Below are 18,490 nucleotides of genomic sequence, written 5' to 3' on the forward strand. Positions count from 1 at the left end.
GTCTGAAAGACAGGAGGAAATTCATCTTGACGCGCCCCGTGGCGGAGCGCATGGGGGCGCCGCCGACGGCTTCCCCTCGGCGATCCGCATGTGCGCATCGCAGGTGGAAGCTTTGGAGCCCGAATTCCCCATCCATGCCCAGCGACAGTCCCACCGATCCAGCCCGCCCGGCCGATATCGTTCTGACCGCCTGAAGCCCTGACGGGTTCACACGCGGCTCACCGCGATCCGGCCGAACACGGCCCGATCGCACTCCTCCCCCGAGGTGAGCCCATGAACCAGATCGCCCCCTTTCCGACCAAGATCGATCCCTCCGTGCTGGCCGCCCGGTTGTCGGACGAACGCGCGCCCGACATCGTCGAGGCGCTGAACGAGGAGGCACCCGAGGTCGCCGCCGCGATCCTGCTCGGGCTGCCCCATGACCGGGCGGTGGAGGTACTCGACCAGCCGGAACTCGACCTCGCCGCCGACATCATCGAGATGCTGCCGCGCGACCGGGTCGCCTCCTACCTGTCCGGCATGTCGGCGGACCGGGTGACGGACGTGTTCCGCGAGATCGAGGAGCCGGGCCGCTCCGATCTGAGGGCGCGCCTCGATGCGGAGACGCGCGGCACGATCGACCGGCTCAGCGCCTATGGCGAGGAGAGCGTGGGCTCGCTGATGACCACGGAATTCGTCAGCGTCCCGGGCAACTGGACGGTGCAGCAGACCCTCGACCATGTCCGTACCGTGGAGAAGACCCGCGAGACGATCTACGCGATCTTCGTCCTCGACCCGCGCACCCAGGCGCTGACGAAGGCCGTGCCCCTGCGCCGGCTGATCTCCGGCAATCCCGACGACAACGTCCTCAGCGTCGCCGCCGGCCGGCGGCCGCTCGCCGTCTCACCCACCGCCAGCCGCGAGGAGGCGGCGCGGCTGATCTCGAAATACGATTTGCTGGCCCTGCCGGTGGTGGATGCGGTGGGCCACCTCATCGGCATCGTCACGGTGGACGACATGATCGACGCCATGGTCGAGAAGCAGACGCAGGACGTCCAGCGTTTCGGAGGCATGGAGGCCCTGCCCGAGCCCTATATGGATATCGGCTTCGGCACGATGATCCGGAAGCGCGCCGGCTGGCTCTGCGCCCTGTTCCTCGGCGAGATGATGACGGCCACTGCGATGCAGGGGTTCGAGGGGCAGCTGGAGAAGGCCATCGTCCTCACCCTGTTCATCCCGCTCATCATGAGTTCGGGCGGCAATTCGGGAAGCCAGGCGACCTCGCTGCTCATCCGCGCGCTCGCGCTCCACGAAGTCCGCCTGCGCGACTGGTGGCGGGTGGCCCTGCGGGAAGTGCCCACCGGGTTGCTGCTGGGCGCCATCCTGGGGACGATCGGTGTCATTCGCATCGTCGTCTGGCAGAAGGCCGGCCTCTACGATTACGGCGAGCATTGGATGCTGGTGGCGGCGACGGTGGGGGCCGCCCTGGTGGGGATCGTCACCTTCGGTTCGCTGACGGGATCGATGCTGCCCTTCGTGCTCCAGCGGCTCGGCTTCGATCCGGCGACGGCCTCCGCGCCCTTCGTGGCGACGCTCGTCGACGTCACCGGCCTCGTCATCTACTTCTCGGTGGCGATGCTGATCCTGCGCGGCACGCTGCTCTGACCCTCATCGATCCTCCCGGGCGGAGCGCGCCCGGGAGGAGACGACGCCTCAGGCCGGAACGCGGCCGTCGGGGGTGTAGCGGTCGACGGCCTGCGGCAATTCCCGCGACAGGCGGGACAGCAATTCCTCGCGGGTCAGTCCCGTCTGCTGGGCGAGGGTGGCCAGGATGTCCGGGCCGATGGCCTTTTCGAGGTTCTGGGGCGCGATTTCCTGGTTCGGACCCTGGTTGACCCAGGACGAAGCGGTCTCGCCGTGGCCATTCTGGGTGAACCGCTCGACGAGTTCGTTCAAGCCACCGCCGAGGAGGCCGCCCGCGCCGGCACCGCCGAGGGCGCTTCCCAGCTGGCCGAGGATGCCGCCGAGCCCGCTTTGATTGAGCCCGCTCTGGCCATCGGTGACGGCTCCCGGCGTGCCCGGAGCCGCGCTCTTGTTCGACGTGCCGCCCAGGAATTCGGCGATCTTGTCCCTGTTTTGGTAGCCCGCCACGGCGAGCAGGCCCAGCAAAGCGGTCATGGACGGATATCCGCGGCTCATGCGCTGTCTCCCTTGAGGTTCGCCGCCGGCTCATCGGCGAGGCGACGCTCATCAACGTGCATGTGGCGCTTACCGATGCATCGCGCCGCCGGAACGGGCACAATCATGGATCAATGGCGCGCTGCACATAAAACTTCTCTGCCCGGCGGTTGTCCGCCGCGACCCGCGCATTACGTCGCAAGCGAAGCTGTTCGGTGAGGGAACCAGAGCACCGCGGACAGCCTTCTCACCGCAGGCGGGTGCGACTCCGCCGCGAGGTTTCCCAATGAGCGAGATGGCGGTCTGATGCGGCGCACACACGACATGAACTTCGGTGCCGCCATCGCGGCGGACGGCGTGCGCTTCGCCCTCTGGGCACCCACGGCCAAGGACGTCGCCCTCGTGGTCGACGGGGCCGAGCATCCTATCCCCGAGGCCGGCGAAGGCTGGCGCCGCGCCACCGTGCCGGATATCCGCGCCGGCGCCCGCTACGGTTTCCGCATCGACGGCGACCTCGTCGTGCCGGATCCCGCCTCGCGCTTCCAGCCCGACGACGTGTCGGGCCTCAGCGAGGTGATCGATCCGAAGGCGTTCGACTGGAGCGACGGAGAATGGACGGGCCGCCCCTGGGAAGAGGCCGTCCTCTACGAGCTGCATGTGGGCACCGCCACGCCGGAGGGCACCTACGCCGCGCTGGAGGCCAAGCTCGAGGACCTGACCCATCTCGGGGTCACCGCCATCGAGCTTCTGCCGCTCGCCGATTTCAAGGGTACCCGCAACTGGGGGTATGACGGCGTGCTGCCCTACGCGCCGGATGCCGCCTATGGACGCCCGGACGAGCTCAAACACCTGATCGACAAGGCCCATTCGCTCGGGCTGATGGTGTTCCTCGACGCGGTCTACAACCATTTCGGCCCGGCCGGGAATTACCTCCACGCCTATGCCAAGACCTTCTTCACCGAGCGTCATCAGACGCCCTGGGGCGCCGGCATCAACTTCGACGGCGAGACCAGCGGCAAGGTCGTGCGCGACTACTTCATCGAGAACGCGCTCTACTGGCTGGAAGAATACCATTTCGACGGCATCCGCTTCGATGCGGTCCATGCCATCCTGGACGATTCGCCGAAGCACTTCATCGGTGAGCTCGCCGAAACGATCCGCGCGCGCCTGCCCAGCCGGCACATCCATCTCGTCCTCGAGAACGAGGCCAACCAGGCCCGCTGGCTCGAACGCGACGACAACGCCCAGCCGCTCCAGCACACGGCGCAATGGGCCGACGACCTCCACCATTGCTGGCACGTGCTGCTGACCGGCGAGGATGCGGGCTATTATGTCAGCTTCGCCGACAAGCCGGTGGATCATCTCGCCCGCTGCCTCGCGGAAGGCTTCGCCTATCAGGGCGAGCCGTTCCCGAGCCTCGACAACCACCCGCGCGGCGAGCCCTCTTCCCATCTGCCGCCCTCGGCCTTCGTCACCTTCCTCCAGAACCACGATCAGGTCGGCAACAGGGCGCTCGGCGAGCGCCTGAGCGCGCTCAGCGACCCCGACAAGCTCAGCTTGGCCAGGGCCGCCTTCCTGCTCGCTCCGCAGATTCCGATGCTGTGGATGGGCGAGGAATGGTCGGCCACGACGCCGTTCCTCTTCTTCGTCGATTTCGCGCCGGACGAGGAGCTGAACAAGGCCGTGCGCGAGGGGCGCCGTCGCGAGTTCAAGAGCTTCGCCGCCTTCGCGGACGACACGTCGGTGATCCCCGATCCCACGGCGGAACAGACCTTCCTCGATTCGAAGCTCGACTGGTCCGAGCCGGAGCGGCAGCCCCATCGCGGTGTCTGGGCCGACACCCGCAACCTGTTGCAGATCAGGCACCAATCCGTCGTGCCCCTGACGAAGACGCAATATCTCGGGGCCGACGTGACCCGGCCGTCCCCGGATTCCCTCGACGTGACTTGGCGCTATGCGGGGGGCACCCTGCGCTTCGTCGCCAATTTCGGCGCGGATCCCCTCGCCGTCGATTCCCATGGAGGTCAGGTGATCTGGTCGAACGGTCATACGGGTAGCGAGATCGAGCTTCCCACCTGGACGGGCATCGTGCTGACGGGAGCCGCCCGATGAGCCGCGATCTCGAACGTCTGGCCGATCTCCTCGGCATCGCATCCGGCTATACCGACGCGTTCGGCCAGCCCGTGGCGACCGATATCGAGACCCGGCGCGGCATGGTCGCCGCCCTGGGCTTCCCGGCGAGCAACGACGACGAGATCGCGAGCAGCCTCGCGGAGGTCGAATCCGTCCGGCTCGGGCTCGTCCCGTCTCTGAACCCGGTCGAAGCGCGGCGTGCCTCGACGATCCCGCTTCAGGCCGCGGAGGCGCACGGCGCCGTGTCGTGGCGCCTCGTCGACGAGCGCGGCCTCGCGCGGGAGGGGAGGGCGTCGATCACGGGCGCTGGTGAACCCCGTATCGAGTTGCCGCCCCTGACGCCGGGCTACCACCGGCTCACCGTGGCGCTCGGCGAGCGGAAATCGGAAGCCTGGGTCATCTCCGCGCCGCAGCGTTGCTGGCGCCCCGCCGCCTATGCCGACGAGGGCGCGCGGGATTGGGGCCTCGCCGCGCAACTCTATGGCCTGCGCTCGCCGCACAACCTCGGCATCGGCAGCTACGCCGATGCGGGCCGCGCCGCACGGGATGCCGGCATTCGCGGTGCCTCGTTCCTGGGCCTGAGCCCGGTCCATGCGCTGTTCGAATCGGATCGCAGCAAGATCTCGCCCTATTCGCCGTCCTCGCGCTTATTCTTGGAGACCCTGTTCATCGAACCCGGCGCGTTGCCCGGTTTCACCAATTCGCGTGCCGCCGCGCTACTGGCGGACAAGGCCACCGACATCGCCGGCCTTCAGGCCGCGACCCTGGTGGACCATCCCGGCATCTGGGGCGTGCTGTCCCCCGTGCTGGAGGCGTTCTGGCAGGAATCCCCGGCTCGCGCGGGGCAGGACCCCGCCTTCTCGGCCTTCCGCGAGGAGGGCGGGGCGGATCTCGAAGCCCATGGGACGTTCGAGGCCTTGTCGGCCCATTACAAGGCGCTTGGCGCCTATTGGTCCGGCGACTGGCCGGAGGAGATGCGCCGCGCCGGGACACCGGCGGTGGAGGCGTTCGCGATGGCCCATGCCGAGGCCGTCACCTACCATATCTGGCTGCAATACCTCGCCGATCGCCAATTGGCCGATGCGTCGAAGGCCGCCCTCGAAAGCGGGATGCGGCTCGGCCTCTACCGCGACCTCGCCGTCGGCGCGGATCGCGGCGGGTCGGAAGTCTGGTCGCATCCTGAGCGCTTCGCCAATGGTGTCTCCATCGGTGCGCCGCCGGATCTCCTCGCGCCCAAGGGCCAGGATTGGGGCCTGCCGGCCTTCCACCCCCTCGAAATGGAGCGCAACGGGCTCGCGGCGTTCCGCGCCCTGGTCCAGGCGAACATGCGCCATGCCGGTGCGATCCGCATCGACCACGCGTTCCAGCTCGCCCGGCTCTTCCTCATTCCGGTCACCGGATCGGCGAAGGACGGGGCCTATGTCGCCATGCCGTTCGAGCCCATGCTCGCGGTGCTGCGGCTGGAGAGCCACCGGGCGAAATGCCTCGTCATCGCCGAGGATCTCGGCACCGCGCCGGAGGGCTTCTCCGACGCGCTGATGCAGGCCGGCATCCTGAGCTACCGCATCCTCGCCTTCGAGCGCGAGCATGGCGGCCGGTTCAAGGGACCCGGCGCCTATCCGCGCGATGCGCTGACGGCGATCACCACGCATGACCTGCCGACCTTTGTCGGCTGGTGGCGCGGCGTCGATACCGACACTCGCCAGGCGCTGGGCCTCTACGACGCCGAGCGGGCGGAAGCGGAGCGCCGCGAGCGCGTCACCGAGCGCGCCCGCCTCACCGAGGCTCTGGCCTCCGAGCAATTGCTGCCGAGCTACGACGTGCCCGAGACGGCGCCGTTCGAAGCGGCGGCGCGCTACCTCGCACGGGCGCCCTCGATGCTGACGGCAGTGCAGTACGAGGACGTCATTTCCGAATTGAGCCAGGCCAACGTGCCGGGCTCGACGGAGGGCTATCCGAACTGGCGGCGCAAGCTCGACCGCAGCCTGGAGGCCATCGCGGCGCCGGGCGGTCCGCTGGCGAAGCTCGCCGCCGCCCTCTCGGCCGAGGAACGCGGCCCCCGTTCGGGAGCCGCGCGTCTCGCCTCGCCGCCGCCGCGCGCCACCTACCGGCTGCAGTTCCACAAGGACTTCACCTTCGCCGATGCCGAGCGGATCGTGCCGTATCTGGCCAAACTCGGCATCAGCCACGTCTATGCTTCGCCGATCCAGAAGGCGCGGCCCGGCTCGACCCATGGCTATGACATCGTCGACCATTCGACGATCAACCCGGAACTCGGCGGCGAAGAGGGCTTCGTCCACTTCTCCGACGTGATGCAGCGGCACGGCCTGAAGCTGCTCCTCGACATCGTGCCCAACCATATGGGCGTCGGCGGGGCCGACAATCCGTGGTGGCTCTCCGTCCTCGAATGGGGCGATCTCTCGCCGCTCGCGCATGCCTTCGACATCGACTGGCAGCGCCAGGGCGCGCGCAACAACCTCGTCATCCCGTTCCTGGGCGACCGCTATGGCGAGGCCCTCGAACACGGCACGCTCGACCTGAAATACGATGCCGCCGCCGGCGCCTTCAGCGTCTGGCATTACGAGCACCAATTCCCGATCTGCCCGCTGCAATATCCCTCGATCCTCAACCGCGCCCTGGCGGCGCATGGCGAGATCGGCGACGACGCGGCGGCAGAAGTTCTCGCCGTCTCCGAGCGGCTGCGGCTGATGAGCGAAGAGACGAATGCGGAGCGCCGCCGGGGCTTCCCGGAGGAGGCCGACGGCCTCAAGCGCCGGCTCGCCGACGCGGTGGAGGCTTCGCCGGCCATCGCGAAGGCCATCGACCGCACGCTGACCCTGCTCAACGGTTTCGAGGGAAGGCCCGACAGTTTCGGGCCGCTCCACCGGCTCCTCGAGCAGCAATCCTACCGTCTCGCCCATTGGCGCGTGGCGGCCAGCGACATCAACTACCGTCGCTTCTTCGACGTGAACGGCCTCGCGGGCCTGCGCGTGGAGAAATCCGACATCTTCCACCGCTCGCACGAGACGGTGTTCCGCCTCATCTCCGAGGGGCGGATCGACGGGCTGCGGATCGACCATATCGACGGTCTCGCCGACCCGCAGGGTTATGCGCGCGCCCTGCAGAGCGCGGTCGGCCCGGGTTTCTACGTCGTGGTCGAGAAGATCCTCGAACCCGGCGAGAAGCTGCGGCCCTGGCCCGTCGCCGGAACCACCGGCTACGACGTGCTGAACCAGCTCGACGGCATCCTGGTGGATCAGGAGAAGCACACTAGGATCACCCGGTTCTATCGCTGGGCCACCGGCATGGACGAGCCCTACAAGGCGCAGCTCCGGGCGGCCAAGGCGGAGATCCTCGAGATCAGCTTCGCCAGCGAGCTCGAAGTGCTCACCGCCGACCTGAAGCGGATCGCCGATGCGGACCGGCGCACGCGCGATTTCTCGGTGAACGCCATCCGCCGCGCGCTGATCGAGATCATCGCGCGCTTTCCCACCTACCGCTCCTATCTGCCGGGCGATCTCGACGAGAGCGATGTCGAGGGCGAGGATATCCGCCTGATCGAGGGCGCGGTGGCCAAGGCCAAGCGCTGGAGTGCCCTGCCGGACAGGTCGGTCCACGATTTCGCCTCGCAGGCTCTGCTGGGCCGGGTCGATTCCGGCGGGCCGGGGCGTCCCGATCCCGCCGTCATCCTGCGGTTCCGCCGCCGGTTCCAGCAGCTGACCGGGCCGGTCATGGCGAAAAGCCTGGAAGACACGCTGTTCTACCGTTTCTCCGAGTTGCTCGCCCTCAACGAGGTCGGCGGCGATCCGGGCGAATACGGGATCGATCTGGAGCATTTCCACGCGCTCCAGGCGGCGCGGGCCCGCGACTGGCCGAACGCCATGATCACCACGGCGACCCACGACACCAAGCGCGGCGAGGATGCCCGCTCGCGCCTCCTCGCCCTGTCCGAGATCCCGGAGGTGTGGGCCGAGGCCTGGACCATCCTCGGCCAGTCGGCCCGGACCCATCTCACCGCCATGGAGGAGGGCCCCGCGCCCGACGCCAACGATCAGTGGATGTTCCTGCAGGCCATCCTGGGCGCCTGGCCCTTGGAATTGCTGGAGCGGGACGACGAGGCCGCCATCGCGGAATTCCGCGAACGTCTCGACGCCTATTCCGAAAAAGCCCTGCGGGAGGGCAAGCGCCGTTCGAGCTGGGTCAATGTGGACGAGCAGTACGAGGCGGCGGTCAAGCGGTTCTTCGCCGGCCTGATCGCGCCGGGCGCGAAGTTCATGACGCTCATGCGTCCGATCGCGCGCCGGCTCGCCCATCTCGGCATGATCGCCGGCCTCGGCCGGACGGTGCTGAAGGCCACGCTTCCGGGCTTGCCCGACGTGTACCAGGGGACGGAATTCTGGGACTTCTCCTTCGTGGACCCGGATAACCGCCGCCCCGTGGATTACACGGCCCGCGCCGAAGCCCTGAACGGAAGCGCCGACATCGCCGGCTTGCTCGATCACTGGCCGGATGGGCGGGTCAAGCAGGCGACGCTCGCGCGCCTCCTTGCCGACCGGGCGGAGCGACCCAGCTTCTACGCGGATGCCGACCATCTGGCGGTGACCGCAGAAGGCCGGTTGAGTGCCCATGTCATCGCATTCACACGGTCCGATGCCACAAGCGGGGAGGGCGATCTCCTCGTCGCCGTGCCGCGACTCGTCTCCGGCCTCGTCGGCGATGCGGCATGGTCGGGCGAGGCCTTCTCCGGCACCACCTTGCCGGTGCCGGCGGAGAGCTGCTGGGTCGACCTGATGTCGGGGGCCGAGGTGCAGCCGGAGGGAACATCGGTCGATCTCGGCCGGTTGTTCGCGCGTTTGCCCTACGCAGTCCTGAAGCGGATCGCCTGAGCCCGAGTTCGGGACGGCAGCCGAACCCTGAAGGGCGGTCCTCGACGGGTACCGCCCATCCCCACCTCACCCGCCGCCGCGCGGGAGGCTCCTTCGGGAGACGGGGACACGCTATTCAAATGAACGGAGTACGCATGAACGCGCCGAGCCCAGCCAAGATCTCCGCCGCGCGGACCGAAGCCGGAACCGTGGCGCTGCCTGCGGGCCTCGCCCCCCGGGCCGAGGGGCCGCGCATCTACAACCTGTTCCCCCTCCTCGTCGGAAAAGTCTCGGCCTGGACGGCGGAGCTTCCGCGCATCGCCGGGATGGGTTTCGACTGGATCTACCTCAATCCGTTCCACCAGACCGGCGGCTCGCGCAGCCTCTATGCGGTCTCCGACCCGGAAAAGCTCGACGAGCGGTTCCGCGACGATGACGGCACCTCGGACGATGAGCAGATCCGCCGCTTTTGCGCCGCCGCCACCTCGCACGGCATCCGGGTGATGACCGACCTCGTCATCAACCACACCGCCAAGGACGGCCCCCTGGCGCGGGAGCGGCCGGACCTGTTCCTGCGCGACGAAGCCGGCAACATCGAGAGCCCCGCCGCCATCGACCCGGACGATCCGTCGATCCGCACGGTTTGGGGCGATCTCGCCGAGCTGAACTATCATTCGGCCGGTGCGCGCGAGGAGCTGACCCGGCTCTGGGCCGGCTACATCAACCGGATGCAGGATCTCGGCGTCGGCGGGTTCCGCTGCGACGCCGCCTACAAGGTGCCGCCGGATGTCTGGCGCTCGCTCATCGGCGCCGCCAAGGCGCTGGAGCCCGATTGCCTGTTCGCCGCCGAGACCCTGGGCTGCACCTTCGAGGAGGCCCAGGCCACGGCCGGCGCCGGGTTCGACTACCTGTTCAATTCCTTCGCCTGGTGGGACCTGAAGGCGCCGTGGGCGCTCGAACAATACGACCGCCTGCGCGTGATCGCCCCCTCCATCGCCTTCCCCGAGAACCACGACATGCCCCGCCTCGCGGGCGGGCTTTCCGGTGGGCCGGACGCCATCGCGCGTCGGCTCAAGGCGCGCTACGCCCTGGCCGCCTTCTTCTCGGCCGGCGTGCTCCTGCCCATCGGGTATGAATGGGGCTACCGCCGCGCCCTGCACGTGGTCGAGACCAATCCGGATTCCCGCGAAACCGACACCGGCATCGACATTTCCGGCTATGTCGCGGCGATCAACGCCCTGAAGGCCAGCCTCGCTTCCGCCAATGTGGAGGGCGCGCAGTCGCGGATCTCGGCGCCGGATGCGGCCTATGTGGCGCTGCTGAAATTCGACACCGGACACGGCGCTTCGGCACGCCACGCCACCCTCGTCCTGTTCAATCCCGGCCCCGTGGCGGTGGCGGTGGATGCCGGGCCGCTGGTGGCCCGGACGGGCGGCATGCTCGGCCGCTTCAAGGACCTCACCCCCGAGGCGGAGCCGATCGAGTTCCTCCCCGGCACGAGCCTCGACCTCGCGCCCGGCGAGATCCGCATCCTCGCCGCCGAACGTCGTGTCGTGGCAAAGCCGCCGGCACCCTCCACGCCATCCGGCGAAGGCCGAGTGGTGATCGAGGCGGTCTCGCCCGAGATCGACGGGGGCCGTTCCCCGGTCAAGCGCGTGGTCGGCGAGCAGGTGGCGGTTTCCGCCGACATCTTCAGCGACGGCCACGAGATCATCGACGCCGCGATCCTGTCGCGCGTCGTCGGCGAGGAGGAATGGCGCCGAGACCGCATGGTGTTCGTGGACAACGACCGCTGGAGCGGCTCTTTCCCCCTCGAGCACAATGCCCGCTACGAATTCACCATCGAGGCCTGGCGCGATGCCTTCTCGTCCTGGATCCGCGACACGCTGAAGAAGCGGGATGCGGGCGTGGACGTGCGCCTCGAGACCATCGAGGGCGTCACCTTCGTGCAGGGGGCGGCGGACCTCGCCACCGGCCCGGACCAGGCCCGGCTCCAGGCCATCGTCTCGGCCCTGGGGGCGGAGAAGACCGGATCGGCAGCGCAGCTCGACCTCATCCTCGCCCCCGAGACCGCGTCCCTGATCCGCAGGCATGCGGACCGGGTCAACCGTTCGCGCTACCCGGTGGACGTGCCGGTGATCGCCGATCGCCTCGCAGCCCGGTTCTCGGCCTGGTACGAGATCTTCCCGCGCTCGCAATCCATGGACGTCAACCGCCACGGCACGTTCGACGACGTGATCCGGCGTCTGCCCGAGATCCGCGAACTCGGTTTCGACGTGCTCTACTTCACGCCGATCCACCCGATCGGGAAGACTAACCGCAAGGGCAAGAACAACACCCTCACGGCGCTGGAGGGCGATGTCGGCTCGGTCTATGCGGTCGGTTCGGAGGCGGGCGGGCACGAGGCGGTGCATCCCGAGCTCGGCACCCTCGACGATTTCCGCCGTCTGGTCGCCGCGAGCCACGCCTACGGCATGGAGATCGCGCTCGATTTCGCGATCCAGTGCTCGCCCGACCACCCCTGGATCAAGAACCACCCGGAATGGTTCGAGTGGCGCCCCGACGGCACGCTGAAATTCGCCGAGAACCCGCCGAAGAAGTACGAGGACATCTCCAACGTCCACTTCTACGGCGGCGCGCTGCCCTCGCTCTGGATCGAACTGCGCGACATCGTCATGGGCTGGGCCGAACTCGGCGCCCGCATCTTCCGCGTCGACAACCCCCACACCAAGCCGATCCCGTTCTGGGAATGGATGATCGCCGAGGTGAATGCCCGCTATCCCGACGTGATCTTCCTCGCCGAGGCCTTCACCCGGCCGAAGATGATGAAGAAGCTCGCCAAGGCCGGCTACCAGCAGAGCTACACCTACTTCACCTGGCGCAACACGAAGCAGGAGCTCATCGACTACTCGACCGAGCTCGCCGGCGAGATGGGGGAGTATTACCGGCCGAACTTCTTCGCCAACACGCCGGACATCAATCCGGTCTACCTCCAGACCAGCGGCCGGGCCGGATTCATCGTGCGGGCGACGCTCGCGGCGACTCTGTCCTCGGTCTACGGCATCTATAACGGCTTCGAGATGTGCGAGGCAGCACCTTATCCTGGCAAGGAAGAATATCTCAATTCAGAGAAATACGAGCTGAAGGCCTGGGATTACCATGCGCCGGGCAACATCCGCGCGCACATCATCAAGCTCAACCGCATCCGGCAGGAGAACCCGGCACTCTGGGACTTCCGCAACATCACCTTCACGGCGGCCTATAACGACCAGATCGTCGCCTACGCCAAGGCGACGCCCGAGGGCGACAATTGCATCTTCGTGATGGTCAATCTCGATCCGAAGAACCGCCAGGAATGCACCTACGAGGTACCGCTCTGGCTACTCGGAGAGCCCGACCACGGCGCCGTCGAGGTGGAGGACCTGCTGCTCGGCTACAAGTTCGAGCTGCGCGGCAAGTCCCACCGCATCGCCCTCGATCCGGCGGAGCGGTCCGTCATCGTCTGGCGGCTGCGCGCACCCCAGCGGGTTGCGGAGTAGCCGCCCGCGTGTCAGCACAAAACTTCGAGTTTTCAGCCGTCCGTCGCGTTGTCGCCCAGAAGCTGGTGCCAAAGCTGCGGCCGACGCGGCCAAGCCCTTCGTTTCGGCGAAGGGCGCGCGCCGCGAAGCCGAACACGCCCTTGAACCCGACGCATGAGGCAACGACGCGATGATCGATCGTAGCGATCCGCAATGGTACCGTGACGCCATCATCTACCAGATCCACGTCAAGTCGTTCTTCGACTCGAACAACGATGGGATCGGCGATTTCGAGGGCCTGACGCAGAAACTGGATTACGTGCGGGACCTCGGCGTCACCGCCATCTGGCTGATGCCGTTCTATCCGTCGCCCCTGCGCGACGACGGCTACGATATCGGCGATTACCGCGACGTGAATCCGTCCTACGGGACGATGGAGGAGTTCCGGAAGTTCGTGGAGGCCGCGCATGACCGTGGCCTGCGCGTCATCACCGAGCTCGTCATCAACCACACCTCGGACCAGCATCCGTGGTTCCAGCGCGCCCGCGAGGCGCCGGCCGGCAGCCCTGAGCGCGACTTCTACGTCTGGTCGGACACCGACACGCCGTATTCCGACACGCGCATCATCTTCCTCGACACCGAAACCTCGAACTGGACCTGGGACCCGGTCGCCAAGCAGTATTTTTGGCACCGGTTCTACAGCCACCAGCCGGATCTCAACTTCGACAACCCCGCCGTGCTGGAGGGCGTGATCGAGGTCATGCGCTACTGGCTCGACATGGGCGTCGACGGCCTTCGCCTCGACGCGATCCCCTACCTGATCGAGCGCGACGGCACGAATTGCGAGAACCTGCCGGAGACCCACACGGTCATCAAGGCGATCCGCGCCGCGCTCGACGCGAGCTATCCCGACCGCATGCTGCTGGCGGAAGCCAACCAGTGGCCGGAGGAAACCGCGCAGTATTTCGGCGACGGCGACGAATGCCACATGGCGTTCCACTTCCCGCTGATGCCGCGCATGTACATGGCGATCGCCCGCGAGGACCGGCACCCGATCACCGACATCATGCGCCAGACCCCGGAAATCCCCGAGGGCTGCCAATGGGCGATCTTCCTGCGCAACCATGACGAGCTCACCCTCGAAATGGTGACGGCGGAAGAGCGCGATTACCTCTGGTCGTTCTATGCCGCCGAGCGCCGCGCCCGCATCAACCTCGGCATCCGCCGCCGTCTGGCTCCGCTGCTGGAGAACGACCGCCGCAAGATCGAGCTGATGAAGTCCCTCGTCCTGTCGATGCCCGGCACGCCGGTGCTCTACTACGGCGACGAGATCGGCATGGGCGACAACATCTATCTCGGTGACCGCGACGGCGTGCGCACCCCGATGCAATGGTCGCCCGACCGTAACGGCGGCTTCTCCCGCGCCAACCCGGCCAAGCTCTTCCTGCCCTCGGTGCAGGACCCGATCTACGGCTTCGATGCGATCAACGTCGAGGCGCAGACCCAGTCGCAGACGAGCCTGCTGAACTGGACGCGCCGCATGATCGCGATCCGCAACAACTCGGTCGCCCTCGGGCGCGGCGGCATGCAGTTCCTGTATCCGACGAACCGCAAGGTGCTGGCCTGGATCCGCGAGTTCGAGGGCGAGCGCGTCCTCTGCGTCGCCAACCTGTCCCGCGCGCCGCAGGCCGTGCAGCTGGACCTGTCCGAGTTCCGTAGCGCCGTGCCGATCGAGTTGACCGGCGGTTCGGAATTCCCGGCCATCGGCGAGTTGCCCTACCTGCTGACCCTGCCATCCTACGGGTTTTACTGGTTCTCGCTGAACGCGGCGAATGCCGGGGAAATCGGCCCGCAGCCGGAGACACCGGAGCTCTTCACCCTGGTCCTCACCGGCGGTGTCGAGACCCTCATGGCCGGCCGCGAGCGGACCGCCTTCGAACGCACCGTGGCGCCGCGCTTCATCGGCACCCGCCGCTGGTTCGGCGCCAAGGGAACCCGCATCAAGTCGGTCTCGGTGATCGACAGCGCCACCCTCAAGGATGCCGGCGGCTTCACCCGCTTCCTGCTGCCGCGCGTGGCGGTGCATCTCGCCAATGGCGAGCGCCAGGATTACTTCGTGCCCCTCGGGGTCGATGAGGGCCGCGAGGACGAGACGCTGCTGTCGCATGCGGTCGCCCGCGTCCGTCGCGGACCGCGCACGGGCCTGCTGTTCGGAGCGTCCGCTTCGCCGGCCTTCTCGGTCGCCCTGATCGACGGCATGCGCAACGGCGTCGAGTTGCCGACGGAGACCGGCAAGCTCGTCTTCTCCCATACCTCGGCCTTCGATCGCGACGTCGCCGTGGATCTGGCGGAAGTCCGCAGCCTGAATGCGGAGCAGAGCAACACCTCGATCGCCATCGGCTCGAAGATGATGCTCAAGCTCCTGCGTCGCATGCAGACGGGGGTGCATCCCGAGATCGAGGTCGGCCGGTTCCTCACCGAGCAGGCGGGCTTTGCCAACACTCCGGCCCTGCTCGGCGTCGTCGAGCACGTGGACGGGGACGGGACGCGGACGGCGCTCGCCGTGCTCCAGGCCTTCGTGCCGAACCAGGGCGATGCCTGGACCCTCATGCTGGAGGGCTTACGCCGCGACTTCGATACCGTCGTGCTCGCTCCCGAGAGCGAGGCGCCGGAGCCGACCGAAGCCTTCGCCCCGCACCTGCGCTGGGCCGAACTCCTCGGCCGCCGCACCGCCGAGCTCCACAACGCTTTCGCCATCGAGACCGACGACCCGGCCTTCGCGCCCGAACCGTTCACGCATGACGATCTGCGCGACCTCGGGGAAGATGCACGCCGGATGGGCGAGAGGGCGTTCCGTGCCCTCGACGCCCTGGCGGGCCGCACCTCCAGCACGGCGATCACCGAGCTGGCCGGTCGCCGCCGCGAAGTCGAGCTGTTGATCGAGGACATGACTTCGCGTCCGCCGGTTGGGGCAACGAAGACCCGGATCCACGGGGACTTCCACCTCGGCCAGGTTCTCGCATCCGAGAGCGACCTCATCATCATCGACTTCGAGGGTGAGCCCGCTCGCCCGGCCGATGAGCGCCGGGCCAAGTCGACGCCGCTGCGCGACGTCGCCGGGATGCTGCGCTCCTTCGCCTATGGGGCCGAGACGGTCACCCGCGAGATCGCGGCGCGGTTCGCGGATTCGGAAGACCGGGCTCGCAACGCGTCGATCGCCTGGCGTGGCATGATCGATGCCGCGTTCCTCGATGCCTACCGCGGCGTGGCCTCGACCAGCCGTGCGGCAGTGACCGACCCGGAGACCGAGACGCGGCTGCTCGCGCTCTCGCTCCTGGCGAAGGCGCTCTACGAGGTCGATTACGAGGCCAATAACCGGCCGGATTGGATCGAAATCCCAGCCCGTGGGGTTCTCACAATTCTGGACGACACCAAGAGAGGCGTTTGAATGACGGATATCGACGAGAGCCTGGCGAAGACGTCCGAGCAGGAGCGGAAGCGGTCCGAACGGATCGCGGCCCGCTCGGCCGCGTCGGGGAGTTCCCGCCAGGCCGATGCCGATACGTCGACCGTTCAGGGCGTCCATCCGGACGCGGTCGCCGCTGTGATGAGGGCGGATCACGGCGATCCGTTCTCGGTGCTCGGCCCTCACCAGATCGGCCCCGGCCTCTGGGAGGTGCGTGTCATTCTGCCGGAGGCGAAGTCGGCCTCCCTTCTCACCGCCGGCAAGCGCATCCCGTTCGAGCGGCGTCATCAGGACGGGTTCTACGTCGCCCGGGTCGAGAGCCAGGGACGGCCGCTCTATGAGCTGGCCGTGGAAGGCTGGGACGGTACCGAGCGTCCGCGCCACGACCCCTACAGCTTCGGCTCATCGCTGAATCAGCAGGATATCGACAACCTGCGCGAGATCGGCAGCGACGTGACCTATCGGGTGCTCGGCGCCCAATCCATGGAACTCGATGGCATCGCCGGGTTCCGCTTCGCGGTCTGGGCGCCGAATGCCCGCCGGGTGAGCATCGTCGGCGATTTCAACGAGTGGGATGGCCGACGCCACCCGATGCGGCTCTGGCAGAATGGCGGCATCTGGGAATTGTTCGTTCCGGGCCTCGCCGCAGGAGCCCATTACAAGTTCGAGATTCGTGGGGCCGACGGCTCCCTGCTGCCGCTGAAGGCCGATCCCGTCGCCTTCGCCGCGCAGAAGCCGCCGGAGACGGCCTCCGTACTCCAGGGCACGAACGCGCCCGTCTGGAGCGACGACAGGTGGATGGCGACGCGCGGCGAGAAGGATCCGCGCCACACCGCCATCTCGATCTACGAAGTCCATCTCGGCTCCTGGGCACGCGTCGCCGAGGAAGGCAACCGCTACCTGACCTACAAGGAGTTGGGCGAGCGCCTGATCCCCTACGTCAAGGAGATGGGCTTCACCCATATCGAGATGCTGCCGATCACGGAATATCCGTTCGACGGATCATGGGGCTACCAGCCGGTCTCGCTCTTCGCGCCGACGAGCCGCTTCGGCACGCCGGACGATTTCGCGGCCTTCGTTGATGTGGCCCACGAGGCCGGTATCGGCGTGATGCTGGACTGGGTGCCGGGGCACTTCCCCCTCGACGCGCATGGTCTCGGCCAGTTCGACGGGACGCATCTCTACGAACATGCCGACCCGCGCCAGGGCTTCCATCAGGATTGGGGCACCTACATCTACAATTTCGGCCGCACGGAAGTGTCGAGCTTCCTGGCCGCCAATGCCCGGTTCTGGCTCGAGCATTACCATCTCGACGGCCTGCGCGTGGATGCCGTCGCCTCCATGCTCTACCTCGACTATTCGCGCCGGCAGGGCGAGTGGATCCCCAACCAATACGGCGGCAACGAGAATCTCGACGCCATCAACTTCCTGCGCAAGACCAACGAGGCGACCTATAGCCACGCGCCGGGCACGATGACGATCGCCGAGGAATCCACCTCCTGGCCGGGCGTGTCACACCCGACCTATACGGGCGGTCTCGGCTTCGGCTTCAAGTGGAACATGGGGTGGATGCACGACACCCTGGAATTCATGTCGAAGCAGACCATCCATCGCCGCTATCACCACCACGACCTGACCTTCGGCCTGCTCTACGCCTTCTCCGAAAACTTCATCCTGCCGCTCTCGCACGATGAAGTCGTTCACGGGAAAGGCTCGCTTCTGGACAAGATGCCGGGCGACCGCTGGCAGAAATTCGCGAATCTACGCGCCTATTTCGGCTACATGTGGGGCCATCCGGGCAAGAAGCTGCTCTTCATGGGCGGCGAGTTCGGCCAGCAGAAAGAGTGGAACCACAACCAGAGCCTCGACTGGCACCTGCTCGACGACCCGCTGCATCGCGGCGTGAAGGATCTCGTCCGCGACCTGAACCATCTCTACACCTCCACCCCCGCCCTCCACGTGAGGGATTGTGAGGCCGCCGGCTTCCAGTGGCTGGTCTCCGACGACCAGGACAACAGCGTCATCGCCTGGGCCCGCAAGGGCAAGTCACCGGGAGAGGTCGCGGTGGTGGTCTCCAACTTCACGCCGATTCCGCGTGAGGGATACCGGATCGGCGTACCGGAGGCGGGGTTCTATCGGGAGGCGATCAACTCGGATTCCGAGCGCTACGGCGGTTCGAACGTCGGCAACATGGGCGGTATCCAGGCCGAAGCCGTGGAGAGCCACAGCCAGCCCTATTCGCTGGTGCTCTCGGCGCCCCCTCTGGGGACGATCATCTTCGTGCGCGAGGGCTGAGATCGCCTCGTGTTTTAAAGATGCCATGAGTAAGGGCGCCGGTTCGATGAACCGGC

General features: G+C 67.4%; 7 protein-coding genes. 6 read left to right on the forward strand and 1 reads right to left on the reverse strand.

Translation table 11 applies throughout. The annotated features are described in order from the left end of the window. Positions 1–273 precede the first annotated feature (273 nt). Positions 274–1,644, forward strand: a complete 1,371-nt coding sequence (mgtE, locus tag ACYQOP_RS11820; protein ID WP_056429265.1) for a magnesium transporter — start codon at positions 274–276, stop codon at positions 1,642–1,644. A gap of 48 nt (positions 1,645–1,692) precedes the next feature. Here mgtE and ACYQOP_RS11825 read toward each other — a convergent pair whose 3' ends face one another. After that, positions 1,693–2,178, reverse strand: a complete 486-nt coding sequence (locus ACYQOP_RS11825; RefSeq protein ID WP_461222469.1) for a YidB family protein — start codon at positions 2,176–2,178, stop codon at positions 1,693–1,695. A 285-nt stretch (positions 2,179–2,463) separates the two neighbouring features. On the opposite strand from ACYQOP_RS11825, the gene treZ reads away from it, so the two are divergent. From treZ to glgB, 5 genes are all read left to right on the forward strand, one after another. Further along, positions 2,464–4,269: a malto-oligosyltrehalose trehalohydrolase gene (treZ, locus tag ACYQOP_RS11830; RefSeq protein ID WP_461222470.1), complete on the forward strand. Its 1,806-nt coding sequence runs from the start codon at positions 2,464–2,466 to the stop codon at positions 4,267–4,269. Further along, the gene (locus ACYQOP_RS11835; RefSeq protein WP_461222471.1) at positions 4,266–9,176 is read left to right on the forward strand and encodes a malto-oligosyltrehalose synthase; all 4,911 of its coding nucleotides are present in this window, start codon (positions 4,266–4,268) and stop codon (positions 9,174–9,176) included. Before treZ ends, ACYQOP_RS11835 begins: the two co-directional genes overlap by 4 nt. A gap of 134 nt (positions 9,177–9,310) precedes the next feature. Next, positions 9,311–12,694, forward strand: a complete 3,384-nt coding sequence (locus ACYQOP_RS11840) for a maltotransferase domain-containing protein (protein ID WP_461222472.1) — start codon at positions 9,311–9,313, stop codon at positions 12,692–12,694. A gap of 169 nt (positions 12,695–12,863) precedes the next feature. Next, positions 12,864–16,121: a maltose alpha-D-glucosyltransferase gene (treS, locus tag ACYQOP_RS11845; RefSeq protein WP_056429253.1), complete on the forward strand. Its 3,258-nt coding sequence runs from the start codon at positions 12,864–12,866 to the stop codon at positions 16,119–16,121. Then, complete coding sequence (glgB, locus tag ACYQOP_RS11850; protein ID WP_461222473.1) at positions 16,122–18,434, forward strand: 1,4-alpha-glucan branching protein GlgB; 2,313 nt, start codon at positions 16,122–16,124, stop codon at positions 18,432–18,434. It begins immediately after the preceding gene. Positions 18,435–18,490 lie beyond the last annotated feature (56 nt).

It is taken from the genome of Methylobacterium sp. CM6247 (assembly GCF_054817925.1).

Excerpts from the sequence above, each read along its gene's own strand:
- mgtE (WP_056429265.1), top strand. The coding sequence starts at position 274 with ATGAACCAGATCGCCCCCTTTCCGACCAAGATCGATCCCTCCGTGCTG.
- ACYQOP_RS11825 (WP_461222469.1), bottom strand. The coding sequence starts at position 2,178 with ATGAGCCGCGGATATCCGTCCATGACCGCTTTGCTGGGCCTGCTCGCC.
- treZ (WP_461222470.1), top strand. The coding sequence starts at position 2,464 with ATGCGGCGCACACACGACATGAACTTCGGTGCCGCCATCGCGGCGGAC.
- ACYQOP_RS11835 (WP_461222471.1), top strand. The coding sequence starts at position 4,266 with ATGAGCCGCGATCTCGAACGTCTGGCCGATCTCCTCGGCATCGCATCC.
- ACYQOP_RS11840 (WP_461222472.1), top strand. The coding sequence starts at position 9,311 with ATGAACGCGCCGAGCCCAGCCAAGATCTCCGCCGCGCGGACCGAAGCC.
- treS (WP_056429253.1), top strand. The coding sequence starts at position 12,864 with ATGATCGATCGTAGCGATCCGCAATGGTACCGTGACGCCATCATCTAC.
- glgB (WP_461222473.1), top strand. The coding sequence starts at position 16,122 with ATGACGGATATCGACGAGAGCCTGGCGAAGACGTCCGAGCAGGAGCGG.